Below are 22,690 nucleotides of genomic sequence, written 5' to 3' on the forward strand. Positions count from 1 at the left end.
GGTCCGGGTGCAACGCGCGTATACGCCACGATTGCCGGAGTCTCATGATCCGGGCCGGTTCATCAGAAGTACCCCTCGGCCCGGAAGCTGAGTTCGCGCGATTTGCCGACGATCAGATGGTCGTGGACGACGATCCCCATGACGCGAGCGGCGTCCTGGATCTGGCCGGTGACGACGATGTCCTGCTCCGACGGCGTCGGGTCGCCCGAAGGGTGGTTGTGGACGAGGATGAGAGCGCTCGCATTGAGCTCCAGCGCCCGCTTGACCACTTCGCGCGGATAGACCGGCACATGGTCCACGGTGCCGCGCGCCTGTTCCTCGTCGGCGATCAGCACGTTCTTGCGGTCGAGGTAGAGCACCCGGAACTGCTCGGTCTCCCGATGCGCCATCGCGGTGCGGCAATAGTCGAGAAGCTGGTCCCACGACGACAGGACGGCGCGGTGCATCACCCTGGTTCGCGCCAGCCGGTGCGCCGCCGCCTCGACGATCTTCAGCTCCTGCACCACGGCGTCACCGACGCCCTGCACCTCGGTGAGCCGGTGCGCCGGCGCGGAGAGCACGCGGTTGAAATCGCCGAACAGGTCGAGCAGCCGACGGGCGAGAGGCTTCACATCCTGGCGCGGGATCGCTCGGAAAAGCACGAGTTCAAGGAGTTCATAGTCGGGAATCGCCGCCGCGCCGCCGTCCATGAAACGGGCGCGCAACCGTTGGCGGTGGTCCTTGATGTAGGAGGGCAGCCTGCCCTCGGGCAGCGCGACCGCGAGCGCTTCGTCGCCCGGAAAGAGCGGCATCGGAGCTTCATGAAAGGCGCGAGTCGGTCCCATGCGGCCAGATTCCCGCGTCGTGGTGAAGGATTGGTTAACATGCGCCCGAAAGACAAACGGCGCAGCCGGAGAGCCGCGCCTTCAAATTCAACCTTCTCAGGAGGCCCGGCTCAGCCCTTCATGCCGTCCCAGAAGCTCTTGACCTTGGAGAAGAACGACGAACCTTCGGGGTTGTTGTCCTCGCTCAGGCGTTCGAACTCGCGCAGGAGCTCGCGCTGCTGCGCGGTGAGGTTCACCGGCGTTTCGACCGCAATCTCGATCAGCATGTCGCCGACGCCGCCGCCGCGCAGCGCCGGCATGCCCTTGCCGCGCAGCCGCAGCTGCTTGCCGGTCTGCGCCCCCGACGGGATCTTCACCCGGCTGCGGCCGCCGTCGATCGTTGGCACCTCGACCTCGCCGCCGAGCGCCGCGGTGGTCATCCAGATCGGCACCCGGCAGAAGAGGTTGACCCCGTCGCGCTGGAAAAGCGCGTGTTCGCGGACCTCGATGAAGATGTAAAGGTCGCCGGCCGGACCGCCGCGCAACCCGGCTTCCCCCTCGCCGGCGAGGCGGATCCGCGTGCCGGTCTCGACCCCCGCGGGGATGTTGACGGAAAGCTGGCGCTCCTTCTCGGTACGCCCGGCGCCGTGGCAGACCTTGCACGGGTTCTTGATCGTCTGGCCGAGCCCGCCGCATGTCGGGCAGGTGCGCTCGACCGTGAAGAAGCCCTGCTGGGCACGGACCTTGCCCATGCCCGAACAGGTCGGGCAGGTCTGCGGTTCGGCGCCGCCCTCGGCCCCGGTGCCGTTGCAGATGCCGCAGGCAACCGAGGTCGGCACGGTGATCGACTTCTGGGCACCGCTATAGGCCTCCTCGAGCGTGACCCGAAGATTGTAGCGCAAGTCCGAGCCGCGCTGGGCGCGGTTTCGTCCGCCGGCGCCGCCGCGGCCGCCCATGAAGTCGCCGAAGAGGTCCTCGAACACGTCAGAGAAGGCGCTGGCGAAATCGCCCTGCTGGCCATAGCCGCCGCGCCCGCCGCCGCGCGGACCGCCACCCATTCCGCCCTCGAAGGCGGCATGGCCGAAGCGGTCATAGGCCGCCTTGCGGGTGTCGTCCTTGAGGACGTCGTAGGCCTCGTTCACTTCCTTGAACTGGGCCTCGGCCTCCGGCTTGTCCTTGTTGCGATCGGGGTGAAGCTCCTTGGCCTTCGCCCGATAGGCCTTCTTGATCTCGTCGGCCGATGCGCCGCGTCCGACACCCAGAACCTCGTAGAAGTCGCGTTTCGCCATTCTTCGCCCTCTCGGGGAACGCGCGGGCCGGCCCGACGCGCGTCAGGCCGGCCCCGGGGTTCCGGTCGCGTTACTTGCGCTTGTCTTCGCCCAGATCCTCGAAGTCGGCATCCACGATGTCGTCATCGACGCCGCGCGGACCCTCGTCGTCACCTTCCGGCGCCGCGCCTTCGGCCTGTTGCGCCTTGTAGATCGCCTCGCCGAGCTTCATCGCCGCGTCGGTGACGTTCTGGATGCCGCCCTTGATCTTGCCGGCATCCTCGGACTTCAGCGTTTCCTCGAGCGCGCCGATGGCCAGCTCGATCGCCTCGACGGTGGAGGCGTCGACCTTGTCGCCATGCTCCTCGAGCGCCTTGCGGGTGGAGTGGATCAGGCTTTCGGCCTGGTTCTTGGCCTCCACCAGCTCCTTGCGCTTCTTGTCGCCCTCGGCATTGGCCTCGGCGTCCTTGACCATCTTCTCGATCTCGTCGTCGGAAAGTCCGCCCGAGGCCTGGATGGTGATCTGCTGCGCCTTGCCGGTGCCCTTGTCCTTGGCGTTGACCGAGACGATGCCGTTCGCGTCGATGTCGAAGGTCACCTCGATCTGCGGCAGGCCGCGCGGCGCGGGCGGGATTTCCTCGAGGTTGAACTGGCCGAGGAGCTTGTTGTCCGCTGCCATCTCGCGCTCGCCCTGGAAGACCCGGATCGTCACCGCGTTCTGGTTGTCTTCGGCCGTCGAGAAGATCTGGCTCTTCTTCGTGGGGATCGTGGTGTTGCGGTCGATGAGGCGGGTGAAGACACCGCCGAGCGTCTCGATGCCGAGCGAGAGCGGGGTCACGTCGAGCAGGACCACGTCCTTCACGTCGCCCTGCAGCACGCCGGCCTGGATCGCCGCACCAAGCGCCACGACCTCGTCCGGGTTCACGCCCTTGTGCGGCTCCTTGCCGAAGAAGTTCGTCACTTCCTCGATCACCTTCGGCATCCGGGTCATGCCACCGACGAGCACGACCTCGTCGATGTCGCCCTTGGAAAGTCCGGCATCCTTGAGCGCGTCGGCGCAAGGCTTCATCGACTTCTTGATAAGGTCCGCGACCAGCGATTCGAGCTTCGCACGGGTCAGCTTCATGACCATGTGCAGCGGCGTGCCGGTGTTCTTGTCCATCGAGATGAACGGCTGGTTGATCTCGGTCTGCTGGCTGGAAGAAAGCTCGATCTTCGCCTTCTCGGCCGCTTCCTTGAGACGCTGCAGCGCCATCTTGTCGCCGGTCAGGTCGACGCCATGCTCCTTTTTGAACTCCTCGGCGAGGTAGTTCACGATGCGCATGTCGAAGTCCTCGCCGCCGAGGAAGGTGTCGCCGTTGGTCGACTTCACCTCGAAGAGGCCATCGTCGATTTCGAGGATGGTGATGTCGAAGGTGCCGCCGCCGAGGTCATAGACCGCGATGGTCCGGGTTTCCTTCTTGTCGAGACCGTAGGCGAGTGCCGCCGCCGTCGGCTCGTTGATGATCCGCAGGACTTCGAGACCGGCGATCTTGCCGGCGTCCTTGGTGGCCTGACGCTGGGCGTCGTTGAAATAGGCCGGGACGGTGATGACCGCCTGGGTGACCGATTCGCCGAGGTAGCTTTCGGCGGTTTCCTTCATCTTCTGCAGGATCACAGCGGAGATCTGCGCGGGAGAGTACTTCTCACCCTTCACCTCGACCCAGGCGTCGCCGTTGCCGCCGTCCACGATGTGGTAGGGGACGAGCTTCTTGTCCTTCTCGACCTCGGCGTCGCCGATGCGGCGGCCGATCAGGCGCTTGACGGCATAGACCGTGTTGGTCGGGTTGGTGACCGCCTGGCGCTTGGCCGGCTGGCCGACGAGACGCTCGCTGTCGGTGAAGCCGACGACGGAGGGCGTGGTGCGGGCGCCTTCCGAGTTCTCGATGACGCGCGGCTGCGCCCCGTCCATGATGGCGACGCAGGAGTTCGTGGTCCCGAGGTCGATCCCGATGACTTTGGCCATGTATGTACCTTTCCTTCGGCGATGATGTGGCGCCAGATCCGATCGCGGCCCCTGACGCCGATCCCTAGATTTCGGCCGGGTGATCCCGACCGGCTTCGTGGGGTATATAAGGAGGGGAATCTGACGCTGCAAGCGCCGTGACGGCGGGAAAAACAGGGAAAATCCGTGGAAAATCGCGACCACTCTCCGGCGTCGCCCGTACCGCCCGATCCCACCGCCCGGATCGCGGGCGCGGCCTTGTATGCTCTCTATCTCGACGCAGACGAACAAGCTGCGCTGGTCGGGGATATCCGCGCCGTCGTCGCGGCTGCGCCCCTGTTCTCGCCGCTGACCCCATGGGGCAAGCCGATGTCGGTGCGGATGACCTCGGCCGGGAAATACGGCTGGTACGCGGACCGGAAGGGCTACCGCTACGTTCCGCGCCATCCCTGTGGCTCAGACTGGCCGCCGATCCCGGAGCGGGTACAGGCGGTCTGGCGCCGTCTCGTGGGCGCGGAGCGCGCTCCCGATTGCTGTCTGGTGAATTTCTACGATGTAGACGCGCGGATGGGCCTGCATCAGGACCGTGACGAGGCCGATTTCCGCTGGCCGGTCCTGTCGATCAGCCTCGGTGACGACGCCCGGTTTCGGATCGGCGGCACGACCCGCGGCGGGCCGACGAAAAGCTTCTGGCTTCGTTCCGGTGACGTCCTGGCGCTCGGCGGGGAGGCGCGGCTCGCCTATCATGGCGTCGACCGGATCGCGTCCGGCTCATCGACGCTCCTGCCGAAAGGCGGACGCATCAACCTCACGCTCCGGGTCGTGGACTGAACTGCGAATCGCCACCCGGACAAAGACCGACAGAGCAAGACGCCGGGCCCAATCACGGCCACACTCGCCGGCCCAACTGTCGAAATCCGCGACGGAGCACCCGGATCAGCGCGCCGCGTTCCAGCTCGCTGAGGCGTGTTTGCGGGTCTTGAACTCGCCCATCAGCCCGACGGCGATCAGCGCGAGCGTGAAATAGACAGGGTAGGTCAGCGACGAGTTGTGCGGATTGTAGTTGATGAACACGAAGCCGCGCATCTGGTCGATGATGTGAAAGAGCGGGTTCCAGTCGAACATCGCCAGCAGCGAGAAGCTGAGTGTGTTGCCGACGAACATCTTACCCGAGGCGAACATGTTGACGCGGGTGTAGATCTGTTGCGCGACGCGTGCGAACGCCGGCCACCACGGCTTGATCGCGAGCACGACCATGCCGATCCCGATCCCGTAGAGCCAGGAGAGGATGAGCATTCCCAGCGCGCCAACGGGATCTTCGATCTGCACCGGCGCGTAGGCCATGTGATAGACCCCGAGTATCACGACGATCGACAGGACCTGGGTGTAGAGAGCCGCGAGCGCCGCCGAGCCGATCGCGATGGCGGTGTTCATCGGCGCGTGCAGCATCATTCCCGAGGTCGGACCTTCCGAGCCGATGACCGCGCCCGACGTCTTGATGTTGCACATGAACGTGAAGATGCCCGTCATGATGTAGACGGTGAAATCGCCGCGAATCGCGCTGCCGCGCATGCCGAGCAGGTTGAAAGTTACGATGAAGGCGCCGATGAAGATCACCGTCTGCAGGATGTTGGTCAGAAGCCCCACCAAGGCATTCTTGTGGTTGCGCCGGATCGCGCGCACCGTGCTGTGATAGATGAGTTCGAGGATCGCCAGCGACGAGTTCAGCCGGGATTTCCGCCGCTCTACTCCGAACATGCCGCTCTGCCCGATTCCGCTGATGATGCCTGAGACTGGTGTTTTTTCGCCCGGAAATCTTGCCGATCCCTTAGCGGGCGATCATAAGGTGAACCGCTCTGCCGATCAACTCGCACCGAATGAGGAGATGCCGCCTTGGATTTCGACCGCCTGACAATGGTGATGCGGCGCCTCGCGCTCGAGGCCGGGGACCGGATCATGGAGATCTACAGTTCCCCCGATTTCGAGGTGCGGTCCAAGTCCGACGCGAGCCCGGTGACCGAGGCCGACGAGGCTGCAGATGCGCTGATTTCCGAAGGACTCGCCGAGGCGTTTCCCGCCGTGGCGCTCGTGACCGAGGAGCAGGCGGCGAGCCACGGGCAGGCGGTCTCGACCTTCCTCATCGTCGACCCCCTGGACGGAACCAAGGAATTCGTCCAGCGGCGCGGCGACTTCACCGTGAACATCGCCTATGTCGAGGCCGGCGTACCCTTGCGCGGCGTCGTCTATGCGCCGGCCAAGGGACGGCTCTTCTACACGCTCGGCGATGGCCGCGCGGTGGAGGAGAAGGGCGCCTTCGACAAGGAAGCGCCCGGCGAACAGGTGCCGATCACGGTTTCGGTGCCCGACAACCGGGGCCTGATGGTGGTGGCCTCGAAGTCGCATCGCGACCAGGCGACCGACGACTACATCGCGGCATATGCGGTGCGCGACATGACGAGCGCGGGGTCGAGCCTCAAGTTCTGCCTCGTCGCGACCGGCGAGGCCGATCTCTACCCGCGGCTCGGGCGGACGATGGAATGGGACACCGCCGCGGGCGACGCGGTGCTGCGCGGCGCGGGCGGCGAGGTCGTGCGCTTCGACGACCACAGTCCGCTGACCTACGGCAAGCCGGGTTTCGAGAACCCGTTCTTCATCGCCTATGCGCCGGGTGTTCTTCTGGTGAAACAGTGACCGTTCTCGTCGTCATTCCCGCCCGCTATGCCTCGACACGCTATCCGGGCAAGCCGCTCGTCGCGCTGAAGGGTGCTGACGGCGAGGCGCGCACGCTGATCCGGCGCAGCTGGGAAGCGGCGACGCAGGTCAAGGGTGTCGACCGCGTCGTCGTGGCGACCGACGATGACCGTATCAAGGCGGAAGCCGAGGGTTTCGGCGCCGAGGTCGTGATGACGTCGGAAGCCTGCCGCAACGGCACCGAACGCTGCGCCGAGGCGCATGCGGCGCTTGGCGGCCGCTATGACATCGTCGTCAACCTGCAGGGCGACGCGCCGCTCACGCCGCACTGGTTCGTCGAGGCGCTGGTCGCGGGGCTGCAGGCCGATCCCGGCGCCGATATCGCGACGCCGGTGCTGCGCTGCGACGGCCGCGCGCTGAACGGGTTCCTCGAGGATCGCCGCGCGGGGCGCGTCGGTGGCACGACCGCGGTTTTCGGCGCCGGCCGCCGGGCGCTCTACTTCTCGAAGGAAGTGATACCATATACCGGCCGGCGTTACGGCGCGGACGAGGCGACGCCGGTCTTCCATCATATCGGCGTCTATGCCTACCGCCCCGCCGCGCTCGCCGCCTATCCGGGCTGGGAGACCGGTGCCCTGGAGACTCTCGAGGGTCTGGAACAGCTCCGGTTCCTCGAGTGCGGACGGACGGTTCTTTGCGTCGAGGTCGAGGCGCGCGGGCGGCAGTTCTGGGAGCTGAACAACCCCGAAGACGTCCCGCGAATCGAGGCGATGTTGGCCGAGATGGGCATGTCCTGAGCGCGGCCTGATAGCGCGCCCAAGGTCCTGATTCGGGACACTATACGGTGAAACGGAACACTGTCCGGCGAAAGGCCGCTCCGGGCAGGTGTTTTCGAACTTTTTTCCGGAAACCGAGGGAAAACATCGTATGGTTGTCGTTCGGGATTAGAACCGAGTATCAGTCGACGCAAAGCATACGAACGCAGGGCGACAGGCCCGCGGGGAACGAAACGACGGTGGTTTAAATGAACTCGAAAGTCACGAAAGCAATTTTTCCGGTTGCTGGCCTTGGAACGCGTTTCCTGCCGGCAACGAAGTCGATTCCGAAAGAGATCATGACGCTCGTTGACCGGCCGCTGATCCAGTACGCCATCGACGAGGCCCGCGCGGCGGGGATCACGGAGTTCATCTTCGTGACCTCGCGCGGCAAGAGCGCGCTCGAGGATTACTTCGACCATGCCAACGAGCTCGAGGCGACGCTCGAGGCAAGCGGCAAGACCGCGCTGCTCGAGACACTGCGGGCGACCAACATGGAATCGGGGGCCATCGCCTACATCCGCCAGCACAAGGCGCTTGGCCTTGGCCATGCGGTCTGGTGCGCGCGTCGGCTTCTGGGCGACGAACCCTTCGCGGTGATCCTGCCCGACGACGTGATCGCCGCCGAGAAGCCCTGCCTGCAGCAGATGGTCGAGGCGCATGCCGAGGTCGGCGGCAACATGGTCGCCGCGATGGAAGTGGCGCCGGAGAAGGCGTCGTCCTACGGCGTGCTCGACATCGGCGAGGACATGGGCTCGATCGTGTCGGTCAAGGGCATGGTGGAAAAGCCGAAGCCTGCGGATGCGCCGTCGAACCTTGCGGTGATCGGGCGCTATATCCTGACGCCCGAGATCATGACCAACCTCGACCGTAAGAAGACCGGCGCCGGCGGCGAGATCCAGTTGACCGACGCGATCGCCGAAGAGATCGCCAAGTCGAACAACGTCTACGGTTTCCGCTTCCGCGGCCAGCGGTTCGATTGCGGATCGAAGGCGGGCTATCTTCAGGCGACGGTCGCCTTCGGGCTGGCCCGCGAGGAGCTGCGTGACGAGTTGCGCGACTTCCTCGTCGGCATCACCGCGATGCAGAAGGCGGCCGAATAGCGTCGATGGACCGGCACATCCTCGTCACCGGGGGCGCGGGGTATATCGGAGCTCACGCCTGCAAGGCGCTCAAGGCGGCGGGCTACGTTCCGGTAACTTTCGACAACCTCGCCACCGGCTGGCGGGCGGCCGTGAAGTTCGGCCCGTTAGAAGAGGGCGACCTTTCCGACCGGGCCCGGCTTGACGAGGTCTTCGCGCGCTGGCGGCCCGAGGCGGTGATGCATTTCGCCGCGTTGAGCCTCGTCGGCGACGCGATGCGCGACCCCGGCCCCTACTGGCGCGTGAACGTGCTCGGCGCGCTCAACCTCGTCGAGGCGGCTCTGGCCGCGGATTGCCGGCGCTTCGTCTTCTCGTCGACCTGTGCGACCTATGGCGACCAGGACGGCGTGATGCTCGACGAGGAGACGCCGCAGGAACCATTGAACGCCTATGGCAAGTCGAAGCTCGCGATCGAGCAGATGCTCGGCGACTTCGGCGCGAGCCAGGGGCTCGAAGCGGTGATCTTCCGCTATTTCAACGTCGCCGGCGCCGATCCCGAGGCCGAAGTGGGCGAGTGCCACCGGCCCGAGACCCATCTCATCCCGCTGATGCTCGACGCGATCGAGGGACGGCGCGCGGCGCTGACGGTGTTCGGCACCGACTATCCGACCCGCGACGGAACCTGCGTCCGCGACTACGTCCATGTGGCCGATCTCGTGGACGCACATGTGGCCGGGCTGCGGTGGCTTGAGGCGGGCAAGGGCTCGCGGGTCTACTGCCTCGGCACGGGGCGGGGGTTCTCGGTGCGCGAGGTGATCGACCAGTCGCGCGCGGTCACCAACCGCGAGGTGCCGGTGACCTTCGGCGCGCGCCGTGCCGGCGACGCGGTGAGCCTCGTCTGCGGCAGCGCGCGCGCGGCGCAGGAACTCGGCTGGCGGCCGGCGCGGTCCGACCTCGCGACGATGATCGCCGATGCCTGGCGCTGGCACCGCTCCGGCGGCTACGACGGGGCGTGACCGCGCTGCCTCTGCGCCGTGCGGCGGCCGGTTTGATCGTCATTCCGCAGTTTACCTGAAGGGTCGCCACCTGTATTGTCCCGTCCCAACAAGAAAGTTCTGTTGGGGCTGGAACTGACGGGCAGGAACGGAAGCGGACATTTCGGCCGCGATCCGGCCAGTTGGTGCAACCTCACCTTAATCAGAATGCGTCAAGGATGACGCGGCCGCCTAATATTGCGGGGCGAGAGGGTCGGGTTGGGAGTCTGGAAGCGATATCGTTTGCGGCTCATGCGCAAGAGGATGCGGTTCCGCGCGTTCCGTAAGCGCCGCGATTTGTCGATGGTGGCGGACCGGCTGCGGCGGATCCGGCGCAGCGACATTCTCGTCGCCGCGGTGCTCCGTAACGAACGGATCCGGCTGCCCTATTTCCTGCGCTATTACCGCGAGCTCGGGGTCGGTCACTTCCTGTTCGTCGACAACGGCTCCGATGACGGCTCGCGCGAGTATCTCGCCGCGCAGGAGGACGTGACCCTGTGGACGACGCGGGCGAGCTACCGCGAGGCGCGCTACGGTGTCGACTGGCTCAACTGGATCCTGATGCGCCACGCGCGCGAGCACTGGGTGCTCGCGCTCGATGTCGACGAGTTCTTCGTCTACCCGTTCTGCGACACGCGGCCGATCCGCGCTTTGACCGACTGGCTCGACACCTACGAGACCCGCAGCTTCCCGGCCATGCTCGTCGACATGTACCCGAAAGGCGCGATCAACTCAGTGTCCTATCGCGAGGGCATGAACCCGTTCACGATCGCCGATCATTTCGACAGCGGCAACTACACGATCTCGAAGAACGCCGAGTTCGGAAACCTCTGGATCCAGGGCGGACCGCGGGCGCGGGTCATGTTCGCGGAAACGCCCAAGGAGGCGCCGAGCCTGAACAAGATCCCGCTGGTGAAATGGCGCTGGGACTACTGCTTTGTCAGCTCGACTCACACGTTGCTGCCGCGCTCTCTGAACCTGACCTATGACGAGATGGGCGGCGAAAAGGCTTCAGGATGCCTGCTGCACGCCAAATTCCTGTCGACTTTCGAGGCCAAGGTCGACGAGGAGTTGACGCGGCAAGAGCACTTCGCCACCGGCCGGGAATACGCCGCCTATGCCGAAGCCCTGAAAGAACAGCCCGACCTGTGGTGCAGATGGTCCGAGAAATACATCAACTGGCGCCAGCTCGAGATCCTCGGGCTGATGTCGAAGGGCAACTGGGCATGACGCTCGGTTTCATCATGATGTGCCACACCGCACTCGACCGCGCCGCCCAGGTGGCGCGGTTCTGGGCCGAGGCCGGCTGCCCCGTCGTCATCCACGTCGATCGCCGGGTGAAGCCGCGGGCGTTTCGTGCGATGACCGGCATGCTCGCCGACCTTGGCAACGTGAGCTTTTGCGAGCGCTTCGCCTGCGAATGGGGAACCTGGTCGCTGGTGGCCGCGACCCAGGCCGCCGCGGCGCAGATGCTGGCGCAGCATGCGCATGTCCGGCATGTCTACCTCGCCTCCGGTTCCTGCCTGCCGCTCCGGCCGGTCGAGGAACTCACCACCTATCTCGACGCGCGCCCGGACACCGATTTCATCGAGAGTGTGACCACCGCAGATGTCGGCTGGACCGTGGGCGGCCTCGATGTCGAGCGGTTCATGTACCGGTTCCCGTTTTCCTGGCGCCGCCAAAGGGCGCTGTTCGACGCCTATGTGAACCTGCAGCGGCGGCTCAAGCTCCGGCGCCGGATTCCCGACGGGATCGTGCCGCATCTCGGCTCGCAATGGTGGTGCCTGACCCGCCAGACGCTGTCGGCGATCCTCGACGCTCCCGACCGGCCCGCCGTCGACCGGTACTTCCGGCGTGTCTGGATCCCTGACGAGAGCTATTTCCAGACACTGGCGAGGCGCCATTCGCGGCAGATCGAAAGCCGCTCCCTGACGCTGTCGAAATTTGACAATCAGGGCAAACCGCACACGTTCTACGACGATCACCTGCAGCTTCTCCGTCGGTCCGACTGTTTCGTCGCGCGCAAGATCTGGCCGCGCGCCGACCGCCTCTACCGCACGCTGCTCGCGCCCTCCGAGGCGCAGCCGGAGCGGGCCGAGCCCAATCCGGGCAAGATCGACAGGCTGTTTTCCAGCGCGGTCGAACGGCGGGTGCGCGGCCGGCCCGGTCTTTACATGCAAAGCCGCTTTCCGAGGAATGACCGCGAGAACGGCAGGACCTGCGCACCTTATTCGGTGTTTCACGGCTTTACCGACCTGTTCGAGGATTTCGACCTCTGGCTGGCCAAGACGATCGGCGGCCGCGTGCACGGCCATCTCTTCAGCCCGGAAGGCGCGGAGTTCTCGGGTGGCGCCTCCGTCTTCAACGGCGCCCTCAGTGCCGATGCAACCTTGCGCGACTACAATCCGCGCTCCTTCCTCACCAACCTGGTCTGGAACTCCCGCGGAGAGCGGCAAGTCTTCCAGTTCAGCCCCCGTGACAACCAGGCCTGCAACGCGTTTATGGCCGCCGATCCCAATGCGCAGATCTCGGTGATTTCCGGCACCTGGGCGGTGCGGCTCTGGCAATCCGGCGGCGATTTCCCCGATATCCGCCGCAAGGCGGCCTTGCTGCAAAAGCGCGAGGCCGAGCACCTGGCGATCCTGCGGTCGATGCAGGTCAAGGCGCGTGTGCGGAGTTGGACGATGGCAGAGTTTATCGAAAGCCCGATGGAATCCCTGCAACCGATCTTAGACGAGATCCGGCCGCGTGGGGCGCCTCCCTTGGCCGAGGCTCCGCGGATGGCGGACCTGTCAGGATTCCAAGCGTTTCTGCAACGGCTCAAGAACGAGGGCATGCAGCCGACGCTGGTCGGAGACGTCAGTTTAGCCGGCGCGCAACGGCCGGCAGTGCAGGACTGTGCACGCCCCTATCTGGTTCGCTAAGGAGGACGCCGGTTGCGGGGCGATTTCGACTATTTCGTGATCTTTGGCGAGATGCGCACCGGCTCGAACCTGATCGAGTCGACGCTTTCGACGGCTCCGGGCATCAGTTGCCACAGCGAGGCGTTCAACCCGGTCCATATCGGCGGGCCGAATATCGAAGAGATCCTCGGCATCACCATGGCCGAGCGGCAGCGCGACCCGATGGAACTGCTCGACCGGATCCGCAATGCCGAGGGTTTGAACGGCTTCCGGTTCTTCCACGACCACGAGCCGCGGGTGCTCGACGCGATTCTCGCGGATCCGCGCTGCGCCAAGATCGTGCTGACACGCAACCCGGTCGACTCGTTCATCAGCCTGCGGATCGCAAACGCGACCAAACGCTGGAAGATGACCAATGTGAAGCACCGGACCACTTGGCAGCCGGTGTTCCAGTTCGAGGAATTCGAGTCGTTCCTCGCCGAACGGCAGGCGTTCCAGCTCCGTCTGCTCAGCGCGCTTCAGGTCTCCGGACAGACCGCCTTCTACCTCGATTACGAGGATTCGCTTCGGGTCAACGTGATCAACGGGCTCCTTCGATTCCTTGGCGTCGACGCGGAAGTCGCGCGGATCTCCAACAAGCTCGTGCGGCAGAATCCCGAGGACATGGAGCAGAAGGTCCGCAACTTTCCCGAGATGGAGGCCGCGCTGCAGCGGATCGACTGGGCCAACCTCTCTCGCACGCCCAATTTCGAGCCGCGTCGCGGGCCCGGCACGCCTCAGGCGGTCGCTGCGGCCGGCGCGCCCCTGCTCTACGTTCCGATCCGCCCAAGGCGGGACGAGGATCTGCGCGCCTGGCTGTCGCAGCTCGGATCGGGCGGTCTCGTTGACGGGTTCAACAATATGACGCTGCGCGCCTGGAAGCGCGACCGGCCGGGCCACCGCAGCTTCACGGTCCTGCGCCATCCGCTCGCGCGCGCGAACGAGGCGTTCAGTGAGGTTCTGACCAGCGACACCTACACGGATATTCGCACCGCGCTGCGCAAGCGACACGATGTGCCGTTTCCGCCCGAGGACGAAATCGAAGGGCTGGGCGACACGGCCTATCGGGCCGCCTTTCTCGCGTTCCTGAGATTCGTGACGGTCAATCTGAACGGCCAGACCTCGATCCGGCAGGACGTGCTGTGGGCCAGCCAGTGGTCCGTGATCCAGGGCTTCGCGCAGTTCGCGACTCCCGACCTTCTGTGCCGCGAGGACCATCTCGTCGAAGATCTTGCCTATCTCGTACGGTCCGTCGGGCTTCATGATGCGCCGACTCCGCCGGCAGCCGGGCCGGAGCTTGCCTTGGTGCCGCTGGCGCGGATCTATGACGCCGAACTCGAGAAGGCGGCGCGCGACGCGTACGGGCGTGACTACGTGTCTTACGGTTTCGGGAACTGGAGCTCGGGGGCCTGAGCGCCGCTCACGCCGCCTGGGAGGAGCGCGCTTCGGTCAGCACCGCATGGAGCGCTGCGGGATCGTTGTTGGCGCGCAGCTTGACGCAGGTGGCCGGGTCGCGCATCCGGCGCGAGACCGAGGCCAGCGCCTTCAGGTGCTCGACCCCGGAATCCTTCGGCGCGAAGAGGGCGAAGACCAGATCGACGGGCTGGCGGTCGACGGCGTCGAAATCCAGCGGCTTCTCCAGCCGCAGGAAGACGCCGACGACCTGATCCAGGCCATCGATTCGTGCATGCGGCAGCGCCACGCCGTGGCCGACGCCGGTCGGCCCGAGGCTTTCACGCTCCTGCAGCGCGTCGACAGCTTCGGACGCATCCAGCCCGCAGACCGAATGCGCCACTTCCGCAAGATCCTGAAACAGGCGTTTCTTGCTGGTTGCGTGACCGATAACCCGGACCGCCGCCGGCTTGAGAAGGCTCGAAAGGTCCATTTGCCTCTACTGTCTCACGCCGGCGGGCCGGCGCTATCCTAGCCGGCCGACGTATCGATCCAGCCCACGTTTCCATCGTCGCGGCGGTGGACGACACTGACCCCGCCGTTCTTCTCGTTGCGGAACACCAGAAGCGGTGTGCCGGCCAATTCCATCTGCATCACCGCCTCGCCGACCGAGAGCGAGGGGATCCTCGTCTCCATCTCGGCGATGATCATCGGCTGCAGGCTGTCCGGCTCCATGTCCGACGTCTCGCCATTCGCGGCGAGCACATACATGGGCGCGCCCGCGAATTCAACAGGCTCCGTCCGATCGCGGTGATGGTCCTTCAGCCGGCGCTTGTAGCGGCGCAACTGCTTTTCCATCTTCTCGCGGCAGTTCTCGAAGGCCGCGTAGATGTCGGTGGCGTGGCCCTTTGCGGCTGCGGTCAGGCCGGTCGAGAGATGGACCGTGGTCTCGCAACTGTATTCGTAGGCGTCGCGGGCGAAGATGACGGTCGCGTCGGTGGGCCGCTGCGAGAACTTCTCCACGGTCTCGCCCAGCTCGGACTTGACATGGGTCTGCAGAGCGTCACCCACGTCGATCTGCTTGCCACTGATCCTGTATCGCATGACACCTCCTTCTACTTGATGGGTCGGTTCCGGCCCGCCCTTTGCGGCGCCGGTCCGGCGAATGCCGTGTGCTCGGGTCAGGAAATCTTGTCGTTCTTGTGCACCGTCCGCGGCTGGTTCTGTGTGGAAACCTTCCGACGCTTTCGCCCGAACGATGAGGGTATGCGCATGCATTTGCGGTATTTGGCGACAGTTCTGCGGGCGATGTCAACGCCCTCTCTCCTCAACTGTGCACAAATAACTTCGTCTGCAAGGGGCGCATCGGCGGATTCAGCGGCGATCAGCTCACGCATCCGCCGCTGGACGTCGAACGGAGACACACGGCCGTCGGGGCCGTTCAATGCGCGCGAGAAGAAGTGAGAAAGCGGGTACACACGGTTCCCGGCCATGAGCGCCTTGCCCGCCAGTGCGCGGCCAAGCGTCGAGCCGTGCATGGAGAGTGCCGCGGCGGCCTCCGCGCGCGTGACCGGCCGGATCGTGTCATGGGAGCCGAGGAAGAAGGCCGACTGCGTCGTCGCGATGAAGCGGCCGATCCGCAATAGGGTTTCGCTTCGCGCCGCGACTCCGCGCGCCATCAGGCTGGCGCGGTCGTAGAGCGCCCTGAGCGCGTCGGTGTCGAGCGTGTCGCGGCGCGCATCCAGCACGCCGAGCCGCGGAAACGCGGAGTGCACGGGCACAACGGAGATCTGCCCCTGCGGACCCGTTTCGACCACGAGTTCCGGCACGATCATCGCCACCATGTCCCGATCATCGCGCACCGGCGCAGAGGACAGGCCGCGCAGAAGACCGGAGATCCGCGTCAACTCGGCGGGCGCGAGGCCGAGTTCGCGGCCAAGCCGGGCCCAGCGTTCGAGCGCGAAATCATCGATCCGGAGCGCGACGGCACGGGCCAGACTGCGTTCCAGCCCAGCCTCGGCGAGTTGCAGCTCAAGGCACTCCGCGAGCGTCCGTGCGCCGATTCCCGCCGGCTCGCAGCGTTGCAAAGCGGCGAGCCCGGCTTCGAGGATGGCACGGGGGAGGCCGGTTGCATCGGCCAGTTCCCCAAGTGGTTGGTCGAGATAGCCGTCCTCCCTGAGCTCGCCGACGAGGTAGAGCGCGGCGGCCTGCTCGACCGACCCGAGCCGCTGCAGCGCGATCTGGCGGTGCAGGCTTTCCACCAGCGATTCCGTCGCGGCGGTGGTGGCGAGCGCGTAGTCGTATGCGCTCGATCCGGTGCCGGGATCAGCGACGGTCAGGAACGGATTCTCGGCCGCCTCCCGGGCGATCTCCTCGGCGAGGGCGGCCGTCGGCAGGCGCAGGATCGCGAGCGACTGGCGCAACTGCGGCGACACCGCGAGCCGCTGCCGCTGCGCGAGGTCAAGCCGGGCAGTCAGCGCCATCGAGGCCCCGATGGCTCAGGAGATCCGGAAACTCTGACCGAGATAGACCCGGCGGACATTCTCATCGCGCACGACCTCCTCGGCGCTGCCGCTCATCAGCACCGCGCCGTCATGCAGGATATAGGCCCGGTCGACGATTTCCAGCGTCTCGCGGACATTGTGGTCGGTGATCAGCACGCCGATGCCGCGGGTCTTGAGGTCGTGGACCAGGGCGCGGATGTCACCGACCGAGATCGGGTCGACACCGGCGAAGGGCTCGTCCAAGAGCAGGTATTTCGGATCGGCGGCAAGACAGCGCGCGATCTCCACCCGGCGCCGCTCGCCGCCCGACAAAGCCAGCGCGGGGGCGCGGCGCAGATGGGTGATGGAGAATTCCGACAGAAGCTCCTCAAGCCGCTCGCGGCGTTTGTGGACGTCGCTCTCGGTGATCTCGAGCACGGCGAGGATGTTGTCCTCGACCGAGAGACCCCGGAAGATCGAGACTTCCTGCGGCAGGTAACCGATGCCGAGCCGGGCGCGGCGGTACATCGGAAGGCCGCTCACGTCGCGGCCGTCGAGCATGACCTGGCCGGCATCCGGCGCGATCAGCCCGGCGATGTTGTAAAAGCACGTCGTCTTGCCCGAGCCGTTGGGACCGAGCAGCGCCACCACCTCGCCCCGCGCGAGATCGAGCGAGACATCGCGGATCACCGGGCGGCGGCGATAGCTCTTGCGCAGCTGGCGAACCCTGAGACCGGCCTCGCCCTCGGCCACGGTGAGCGTCGACCGGACGTTCATTTCTGCGTGCCCGGCTGGAGGATGGTGCGTACCCGGCCTTCCATCTGGCCGGTTCCGGTCGTCAGGTCGACGGTCAGAACCTTGCCGGCAATAGTGCTGCCCGCCTGGGTGAGAAGCACGCTCCCGGTCATTACCACTTCGCCGGTATCGACCGTGTAGACCGCCTCGTCGGATTCCGCGGCCTCGGTGGCGCTGACCAACGTCACCCCGCCGGTCGCGTGCATCCGCTCGATCCGCCGCTGGTCGCCGGTGGCGTATTCGACCAGCACCTTCGGCGCGGTCAGCCGCATCTCGCCCTGGATGACCACGACATCGCCGGTGAAGAGCGCGGTACCGTCGTTCTGGTTGACCGCGAGTCTCTCGGAGGTGACCTCGACCGGCAGTTCGGGATCGGCCTTGATCCCGCCGAAGGCGACCTCGGCCGTCTGGGCGCGCGCCGCCAGCGGCGCGGCAGCCGCCAGGGCCAAAGCGGCCGTCAGGGCGCGGAAAATCGTCGGCATGCGGGATCCTTCAGTTCGCAGGCTCGTATATCAGTTTCACGCCACCGTTGAAAACCAGAACGTAGCCGGGAGCCTCGCTCCCTTCGAGCGTGATCTGCATCCGGCCGGCTGTGATCGTTCCGAACGGCGCCCAGGCGTCGACGGCGCTGTCGGCGAAAAGTTCGGTCCGGTCGAGCGCGCCGTCAAGACGTTCCGTGACCATCCGGTAGCCGGTCGAGGTCACAATCTCGACACCGCCGCCCAGACGCATGCGCCCGGCGTCGTTGTCGAGCCGCCCGGTGGAGGCGACGAGATCGATCCGCTGCCCGTCCTTGAGATCATAGGCGGCGATCACCGCCTTGGCGTTGGCATTGCCGCCGTCGGTGTCGGGCCAGGCCGTCTCGGCATCCACCGTGACCGCGCCGCCGTCGGAGGTGACGCCGGAATATTGCGGCGCGATCATGCGCCGGTCGCGGGCGAGCTCCTCGACGTCGATGTCGGTGTACGGAAGCGCCGCGTCGGTGTCGATCCGGCGCGAGACGAGGAACAGCGTGGACAGGATCACGAGAGCCGCGAGCGGCAGCGCGACCTTCAGCCAGAAGACCACGCGGGAATGCAGGTTGTCGCGCGCGGCCATCGCCCTAGACCACGCCGGCGCGCAGGCAGTCGTGAATGTTGAGAATGCCGGCCGCGCGGCCGTCGCCGTCCGGCGCCACGACGAAGAGGCAGGTGATCTTGCGGTCCTTCATCAGCGCGACCGCCTCCTCGGCGAGCTGGTCGGGACCGATGGTCCGGGGATCCCGCGTCATCACGTCGCCCGCAGTGTGGTCGAGAAGCCCGTGCATGTGGCGGCGCAGGTCGCCGTCGGTGACGATCCCGGCGAGCCGGCCCGCCGCATCGGTCACGCCGACCACGCCGAAGCCCTTCTGGCTCATCACGAGGAGCGCCTCGGTCATCGGTGTCGCTTCGGGAACCAGCGGCAGGTCGGCACCGTCATGCATCAGGTCGCCCGCCTTCAGGAGCTTCGCGCCGAGCTTGCCGCCGGGATGGAAGGTGCGGAAATGCTCGGGCGTGAAGCGCCGGTGCTCCATCAGCGCTACCGCGATCGCGTCGCCGAGCGCCAACGTCATCGTTGTCGAGGTGGTCGGCACGATGCCGGTGCCGCAGGCTTCCTCGGCGCGGGGCAGGACGATCGCCACGTCCGACTGGCGCAGGAGCGTCGACTCGGCCCGGCTCGCGACGCCGATCAGCGGGATGCCGAACCGGCGGGTATGGGCGATGATGTCCGAAAGCTCCGGCGTTTCGCCCGAGTTCGACAGGACGAGCGCCACGTCGCCCTCGGTCACCATGCCGAGATCGCCGTGGCTCGCCTCGGCGGGGTGGACGTATTGCGCGGGTGTGCCGGTCGAGGCGAGCGTCGCCGCGATCTTGCGGCCGACATGGCCGGACTTGCCCATGCCCGAGACGATCACCCGGCCCTTGGCGTCGAGGATCAGCCGGATCGCGGCCGCGACGCTGTCGCCGAGCGCGGCAGCGAGCGCATCGAGGCCGCGTGCCTCGATCTCGATGACGCGGCGGGCGGTGGCGAGGAAGATCTCGGGCTCGGTCATGGCTCAGTGGGTAAAGATGTCGGCGGTGTCGTCCCAACCGAGCAGGTCGAGCGTCGCGCGGGTGGGCAGGAAGTCGAAGCAGGCCTTGGCCAGGTCGGTCCGGCCCTCGCGGGCGAGGCGGGCGTCGAGCTCGGCCTTGATCCGGTGCAGGTAGAGCACGTCCGAGGCGGCATAGTCCTGCTGCGCCTCGGTGAGTTTCGCCGCGCCCCAGTCGGAGGTCTGCTGCTGCTTGGAAATGTCGATGCCGACAAGCTCCTGCAACAGGTATTTCAGCCCGTGGCGGTCGGTGAAGGTGCGGATGAGCTTGGAGGCGATCTTGGTGCAGTAGACCGGCGCGGTGGTGACGCCGAAGGCGGCTTTCAGCGCGGCGATGTCGAAGCGGCCGAAATGAAAGAGCTTCAGCACGTTCGAATCGGCAAGGAGCCGCTCCAGATTGGGCGCGCTTTTCTGGCCTTTCGCGATCTGGACGAGATGCGCGTTGCCGTCGCCGGCCGACAGCTGCACGACGCAGAGCCGGTCTCGGCGGGGATCGAGCCCCATCGTTTCGGTGTCGATCGCGACAACGGGGCCGAGATCGAGCCCGTCGGGCAGGTCGCCCTGATGAAGTTGCACCGCCATATCCCGTCCTTTGCTAGCCGTGCCTGCCAATAAAGCCTGGCGCGGCCCCGCGCAACATGGCTTGCCCGGAAGTGGGGGCCGGGCGGCGGCGGTGCAAGGGGGCGTAGCGGTCTACTTCTGGAGCGATTCGAGGTAGAGCGCGAGCGACAGCGTGCGGCCACGCACTTCGAGCACAGAGCCGTATGGGTTCGCCGGCCCCGGCTCGCTCGAGGCGAAGACGCGCCCGAAGACCGGCATCGGGCCGCCGTGGGCACGGATTCCGGTGCGCCCGTCGATGATGTGGATCACCTTCAGCATCGGGAACTCGCCGTCATTGGCCTGCGCCAACAGTGTCAGGTTCGGCGAGGGAATCGTCATGACATTGGCCATGTCGCCGTCGCCGAGCGCGTTCGCGCCGTGGCAGGCAGCGCAATAGTCCGCGTAAAGCGCCGCGCCGACATCCCCGTCCTGCGCCCCCGCCGCGGTCGCCGCGCCGAGGCCAAGGGCCATGCAGGCGGCGCTTATCATTGCAGTTTTCATGTCAACATCTCCCCGGTTACACGCGATTCCTCGGGGATAGGGTAGCGCCGCCGCCGCGTCCGGGACTGATCGGGATCACTCGCCCCGGCGGGCGCTCAGGCGCAAAGCCGCTCGCCGTCGCGGCCGGTGATCGTCGCAGTGACGATCGTGCCCTCGGGCTGGTCTGTGGCGAAGTCGACCTCGGTGAACTGCTCGGTGCGGCCGAGGCGCGGGCCTTCGGTGAGGATCCGGTGGCTGCGCCCCTGCTGCGCGACGAGATGGCGCGACAGCGCCGCCTCGCCCGCGGCGCGGAGCTGGGCGGCCCGCTCCTTGATCGCGGGGCCATTCACCTGCGGCATCCGCGCGGCGGGCGTACCGTCGCGGCGCGAGTAGGGGAAGACGTGGAGGAAGGTCAGTCCGCAGTCCTCGACGAGCTTCAGCGAATTGGCGAACATCGCCTCGGACTCGGTCGGGAAACCCGCGATGATATCGGCGCCGAAGACGATGTCGGGGCGGAGCCGCCGCGCCTCCTCGCAAAAGCGGATCGCGTCGTCGCGGAGGTGACGGCGCTTCATCCGTTTCAGGATCAGGTCGTCGCCATGCTGGAGCGAGAGGTGGAGATGCGGCATGAGGCGCGGCTCGGTGGCGATCGCCAGCATCAGGTTATCGTCCGCCTCGATCGAATCGATCGAGGAGATGCGGAGCCGGGCGAGGTCCGGCACCAGCCTGAGGATCCGCATCACCAGATCGCCGAGCCGGGGCTGGCCCGGCAGGTCGGCGCCCCAGGAGGTCAGGTCGACCCCGGTCAGCACCACTTCGAGGAAGCCCTTGTCGACGAGCCGCCGGATCTGGTCGACCACCACGCCGGCCGGGACCGAGCGCGAATTGCCGCGCCCATAGGGGATGATGCAGAAGGTGCAGCGGTGGTCGCAGCCGTTCTGGACCTGAACATAGGCTCTGTGCCGGCCGAATCCGTCGATGAGATGCCCGGCGGTCTCGGTCACCGACATGATGTCGTCGACCATCACGCGCTCGGTCTCGCCGATCAGATCGGGGGCCTTCAGCGCGCGCCAGGTCTCGGCTTGCATCTTCTCGGTATTGCCGATGACGCGGGTTACCTCCGGCATCGCCGCGAAGGTCTCGGGCTCCACCTGCGCCGCGCAGCCGGTGACGATCAGCACCGCCTCGGGGTTCTCGCGGCGGAGCCTGCGGATCTCCTGCTTGGCCTTGCGCACCGCCTCGGCGGTCACCGCGCAGGTGTTGACGATGACGGCGCCCTCGATCCCTGCCTGTTCGGCAAGCTCCTTCATCGCCTCGGTCTCGTAGGCGTTGAGACGGCAGCCGAGGGTGGAGAAAACCGGCGCGATCATGCGTGCGCGGCGAGGAATTCGGGTGCGAGCCAGCCGTCGAAGACCCTCGCCGTCGGGCCGGTCATCCAGACCCCGTCGTCGCGCCAGTCGATCTCCAGCGTGCCGCCGTCGAGGTCGAGTACCACATGCCGCCCGGCCAGGCCCCTGAGATGCGCCGCGACCGCGGTGGCGCAGGCGCCTGAGCCGCAGGCGAGCGTGATGCCGGTGCCGCGTTCCCAGACCCGCATCCTGAGCCGGTCGGCGCCGGTCAGGCTTGCGTATTCGACATTGGTGGCCTTGGGGAACAGGGGATGATGCTCGATCTTCGCGCCCTCGCGGGCAAGGTCGATCGCCTCGGCATCGTCGACGAAGAAGACGCAATGCGGGTTGCCCATGCCGACTGCGGCCGGATCGCCCGGAATCGGCAGGTGCAACAGGTCGCTCGGCTCCGCGAGCGGCACGCCGTCCCAGTCGAGGATCGGCGCGCCCATGTTGACGCTGACGAGCCCGTCGGCGCGTCGCTTCGCGGCGAGCGTGCCGCGCGCGGTCCCGAAGCGGACGGAGTCGCGGCCGAGCCCCGCCATTACCAGATCCGCGACGCAGCGCGAGGCATTGCCGCAGGCGCCGGCGCGGCTGCCGTCGTTGTTCCAGAAGTCGAGCGTGAAATCGGCACCCTCGGCGTCGCGGATCTCGGCGAGTTGGTCGAAGCCGACGCCGCGATGACGGTCGCCGAGTGCCGCAGCGAGCGCAGGCGTGGTCACGGGCTGCCGCCCTCGTGAATCGAGGATCACGAAGTCATTGCCCGCGCCGTGCATCTTGATGAACGGCAGGCCCTGGGGCGGCTGCATCTGTCTCATGGCGCGCA

23 protein-coding genes are annotated in these 22,690 nt (G+C 66.5%); 8 read left to right on the forward strand and 15 right to left on the reverse strand.

The annotated features are described in order from the left end of the window. Positions 1-62: 62 nt before the first annotated feature. The 3 genes from radC to dnaK form a co-directional block, all read right to left on the reverse strand. Positions 63-824 (reverse strand): RadC family protein, encoded by a 762-nt coding sequence (radC, locus tag OEZ60_RS09035; RefSeq protein WP_263335247.1) that lies wholly within the window; start codon positions 822-824, stop codon positions 63-65. Between the two features lie 110 nt (positions 825-934). Next, positions 935-2,092, reverse strand: coding sequence for a molecular chaperone DnaJ (gene dnaJ / locus OEZ60_RS09040; protein ID WP_263335249.1), 1,158 nt, complete (start codon positions 2,090-2,092; stop codon positions 935-937). A gap of 70 nt (positions 2,093-2,162) precedes the next feature. Further along, the gene (gene dnaK / locus OEZ60_RS09045) at positions 2,163-4,076 is read right to left on the reverse strand and encodes a molecular chaperone DnaK (RefSeq protein ID WP_263335252.1); all 1,914 of its coding nucleotides are present in this window, start codon (positions 4,074-4,076) and stop codon (positions 2,163-2,165) included. Between the two features lie 165 nt (positions 4,077-4,241). Here dnaK and OEZ60_RS09050 point away from each other — a divergent pair, with 165 nt between their 5' ends. Further along, a complete protein-coding gene (locus tag OEZ60_RS09050; RefSeq protein ID WP_411709792.1) occupies positions 4,242-4,886 on the forward strand; it encodes an alpha-ketoglutarate-dependent dioxygenase AlkB family protein in 645 nt (214 codons plus the stop codon). A gap of 105 nt (positions 4,887-4,991) precedes the next feature. Here OEZ60_RS09050 and OEZ60_RS09055 read toward each other — a convergent pair whose 3' ends face one another. Next, complete coding sequence (locus OEZ60_RS09055; RefSeq protein WP_263335254.1) at positions 4,992-5,813, reverse strand: ABC transporter permease; 822 nt, start codon at positions 5,811-5,813, stop codon at positions 4,992-4,994. A gap of 135 nt (positions 5,814-5,948) precedes the next feature. On the opposite strand from OEZ60_RS09055, the gene cysQ reads away from it, so the two are divergent. The 7 genes from cysQ to OEZ60_RS09090 all read left to right on the forward strand — a co-directional run bounded on the left by cysQ (position 5,949) and on the right by OEZ60_RS09090 (position 14,032). After that, entirely contained in the window at positions 5,949-6,746 is a 798-nt protein-coding gene (cysQ, locus tag OEZ60_RS09060; protein ID WP_263335256.1) for a 3'(2'),5'-bisphosphate nucleotidase CysQ, read from the forward strand. Further along, entirely contained in the window at positions 6,743-7,543 is an 801-nt protein-coding gene (locus OEZ60_RS09065; RefSeq protein WP_263335258.1) for a 3-deoxy-manno-octulosonate cytidylyltransferase, read from the forward strand. The genes cysQ and OEZ60_RS09065 overlap by 4 nt, the downstream gene beginning before the upstream one ends. 227 nt (positions 7,544-7,770) lie before the next feature. Further along, positions 7,771-8,664, forward strand: a complete 894-nt coding sequence (galU, locus tag OEZ60_RS09070; protein ID WP_263335260.1) for a UTP--glucose-1-phosphate uridylyltransferase GalU — start codon at positions 7,771-7,773, stop codon at positions 8,662-8,664. A 5-nt stretch (positions 8,665-8,669) separates the two neighbouring features. Beyond that, positions 8,670-9,659, forward strand: coding sequence for a UDP-glucose 4-epimerase GalE (gene galE / locus OEZ60_RS09075; protein ID WP_263335261.1), 990 nt, complete (start codon positions 8,670-8,672; stop codon positions 9,657-9,659). Positions 9,660-9,929: 270 nt separating this feature from the next. Continuing rightward, a complete protein-coding gene (locus tag OEZ60_RS09080; RefSeq protein WP_263335263.1) occupies positions 9,930-10,907 on the forward strand; it encodes a glycosyltransferase family 2 protein in 978 nt (325 codons plus the stop codon). Next, positions 10,904-12,601 carry a beta-1,6-N-acetylglucosaminyltransferase gene (locus OEZ60_RS09085; RefSeq protein ID WP_263335265.1) on the forward strand — a complete coding sequence of 566 codons (1,698 nt, stop codon included), beginning with the start codon at positions 10,904-10,906 and terminating at the stop codon, positions 12,599-12,601. Before OEZ60_RS09080 ends, OEZ60_RS09085 begins: the two co-directional genes overlap by 4 nt. A 12-nt stretch (positions 12,602-12,613) precedes the next feature. After that, positions 12,614-14,032, forward strand: coding sequence for a sulfotransferase domain-containing protein (locus OEZ60_RS09090; protein WP_263335267.1), 1,419 nt, complete (start codon positions 12,614-12,616; stop codon positions 14,030-14,032). 7 nt (positions 14,033-14,039) lie between these two features. Here the strand turns inward: OEZ60_RS09090 and OEZ60_RS09095 are convergent, their stop codons facing one another. The 11 genes from OEZ60_RS09095 to dapF all read right to left on the reverse strand — a co-directional run bounded on the left by OEZ60_RS09095 (position 14,040) and on the right by dapF (position 22,682). Next, positions 14,040-14,504 carry a PTS sugar transporter subunit IIA gene (locus OEZ60_RS09095; protein WP_263335269.1) on the reverse strand — a complete coding sequence of 155 codons (465 nt, stop codon included), beginning with the start codon at positions 14,502-14,504 and terminating at the stop codon, positions 14,040-14,042. Positions 14,505-14,542: 38 nt separating this feature from the next. After that, positions 14,543-15,115, reverse strand: coding sequence for a ribosome hibernation-promoting factor, HPF/YfiA family (gene hpf / locus OEZ60_RS09100; protein WP_263335271.1), 573 nt, complete (start codon positions 15,113-15,115; stop codon positions 14,543-14,545). A 77-nt stretch (positions 15,116-15,192) separates the two neighbouring features. Then, positions 15,193-16,494, reverse strand: a complete 1,302-nt coding sequence (locus OEZ60_RS09105) for an RNA polymerase factor sigma-54 (RefSeq protein ID WP_263335273.1) — start codon at positions 16,492-16,494, stop codon at positions 15,193-15,195. Between the two features lie 15 nt (positions 16,495-16,509). Then, positions 16,510-17,271 (reverse strand): LPS export ABC transporter ATP-binding protein, encoded by a 762-nt coding sequence (lptB, locus tag OEZ60_RS09110; protein WP_263335275.1) that lies wholly within the window; start codon positions 17,269-17,271, stop codon positions 16,510-16,512. Then, positions 17,268-17,771, reverse strand: a complete 504-nt coding sequence (gene lptA, locus OEZ60_RS09115) for a lipopolysaccharide transport periplasmic protein LptA (RefSeq protein WP_263335277.1) — start codon at positions 17,769-17,771, stop codon at positions 17,268-17,270. The genes lptB and lptA overlap by 4 nt, the downstream gene beginning before the upstream one ends. A gap of 10 nt (positions 17,772-17,781) precedes the next feature. Continuing rightward, on the reverse strand, positions 17,782-18,387 hold the full coding sequence (locus OEZ60_RS09120; protein WP_263335278.1) for a hypothetical protein: 606 nt from the start codon (positions 18,385-18,387) through the stop codon (positions 17,782-17,784). Positions 18,388-18,391: 4 nt separating this feature from the next. Further along, on the reverse strand, positions 18,392-19,360 hold the full coding sequence (locus tag OEZ60_RS09125; RefSeq protein WP_263335280.1) for a KpsF/GutQ family sugar-phosphate isomerase: 969 nt from the start codon (positions 19,358-19,360) through the stop codon (positions 18,392-18,394). A 3-nt stretch (positions 19,361-19,363) separates the two neighbouring features. Then, positions 19,364-19,978, reverse strand: a complete 615-nt coding sequence (locus OEZ60_RS09130) for a ribonuclease D (RefSeq protein ID WP_263335282.1) — start codon at positions 19,976-19,978, stop codon at positions 19,364-19,366. 111 nt (positions 19,979-20,089) lie between these two features. Next, the gene (locus OEZ60_RS09135) at positions 20,090-20,497 is read right to left on the reverse strand and encodes a c-type cytochrome (protein ID WP_263335283.1); all 408 of its coding nucleotides are present in this window, start codon (positions 20,495-20,497) and stop codon (positions 20,090-20,092) included. A gap of 95 nt (positions 20,498-20,592) precedes the next feature. Beyond that, positions 20,593-21,846, reverse strand: coding sequence for a tRNA (N(6)-L-threonylcarbamoyladenosine(37)-C(2))-methylthiotransferase MtaB (gene mtaB / locus OEZ60_RS09140; protein WP_263335285.1), 1,254 nt, complete (start codon positions 21,844-21,846; stop codon positions 20,593-20,595). Then, positions 21,843-22,682, reverse strand: coding sequence for a diaminopimelate epimerase (gene dapF, locus OEZ60_RS09145; RefSeq protein ID WP_263335287.1), 840 nt, complete (start codon positions 22,680-22,682; stop codon positions 21,843-21,845). The genes mtaB and dapF overlap by 4 nt, the downstream gene beginning before the upstream one ends. Between the last annotated feature and the right edge of the window lie 8 nt (positions 22,683-22,690).

The organism is Albidovulum salinarum, assembly GCF_025673475.1.
In the GTDB taxonomy this organism is placed as follows: domain Bacteria; phylum Pseudomonadota; class Alphaproteobacteria; order Rhodobacterales; family Rhodobacteraceae; genus Albidovulum; species Albidovulum salinarum.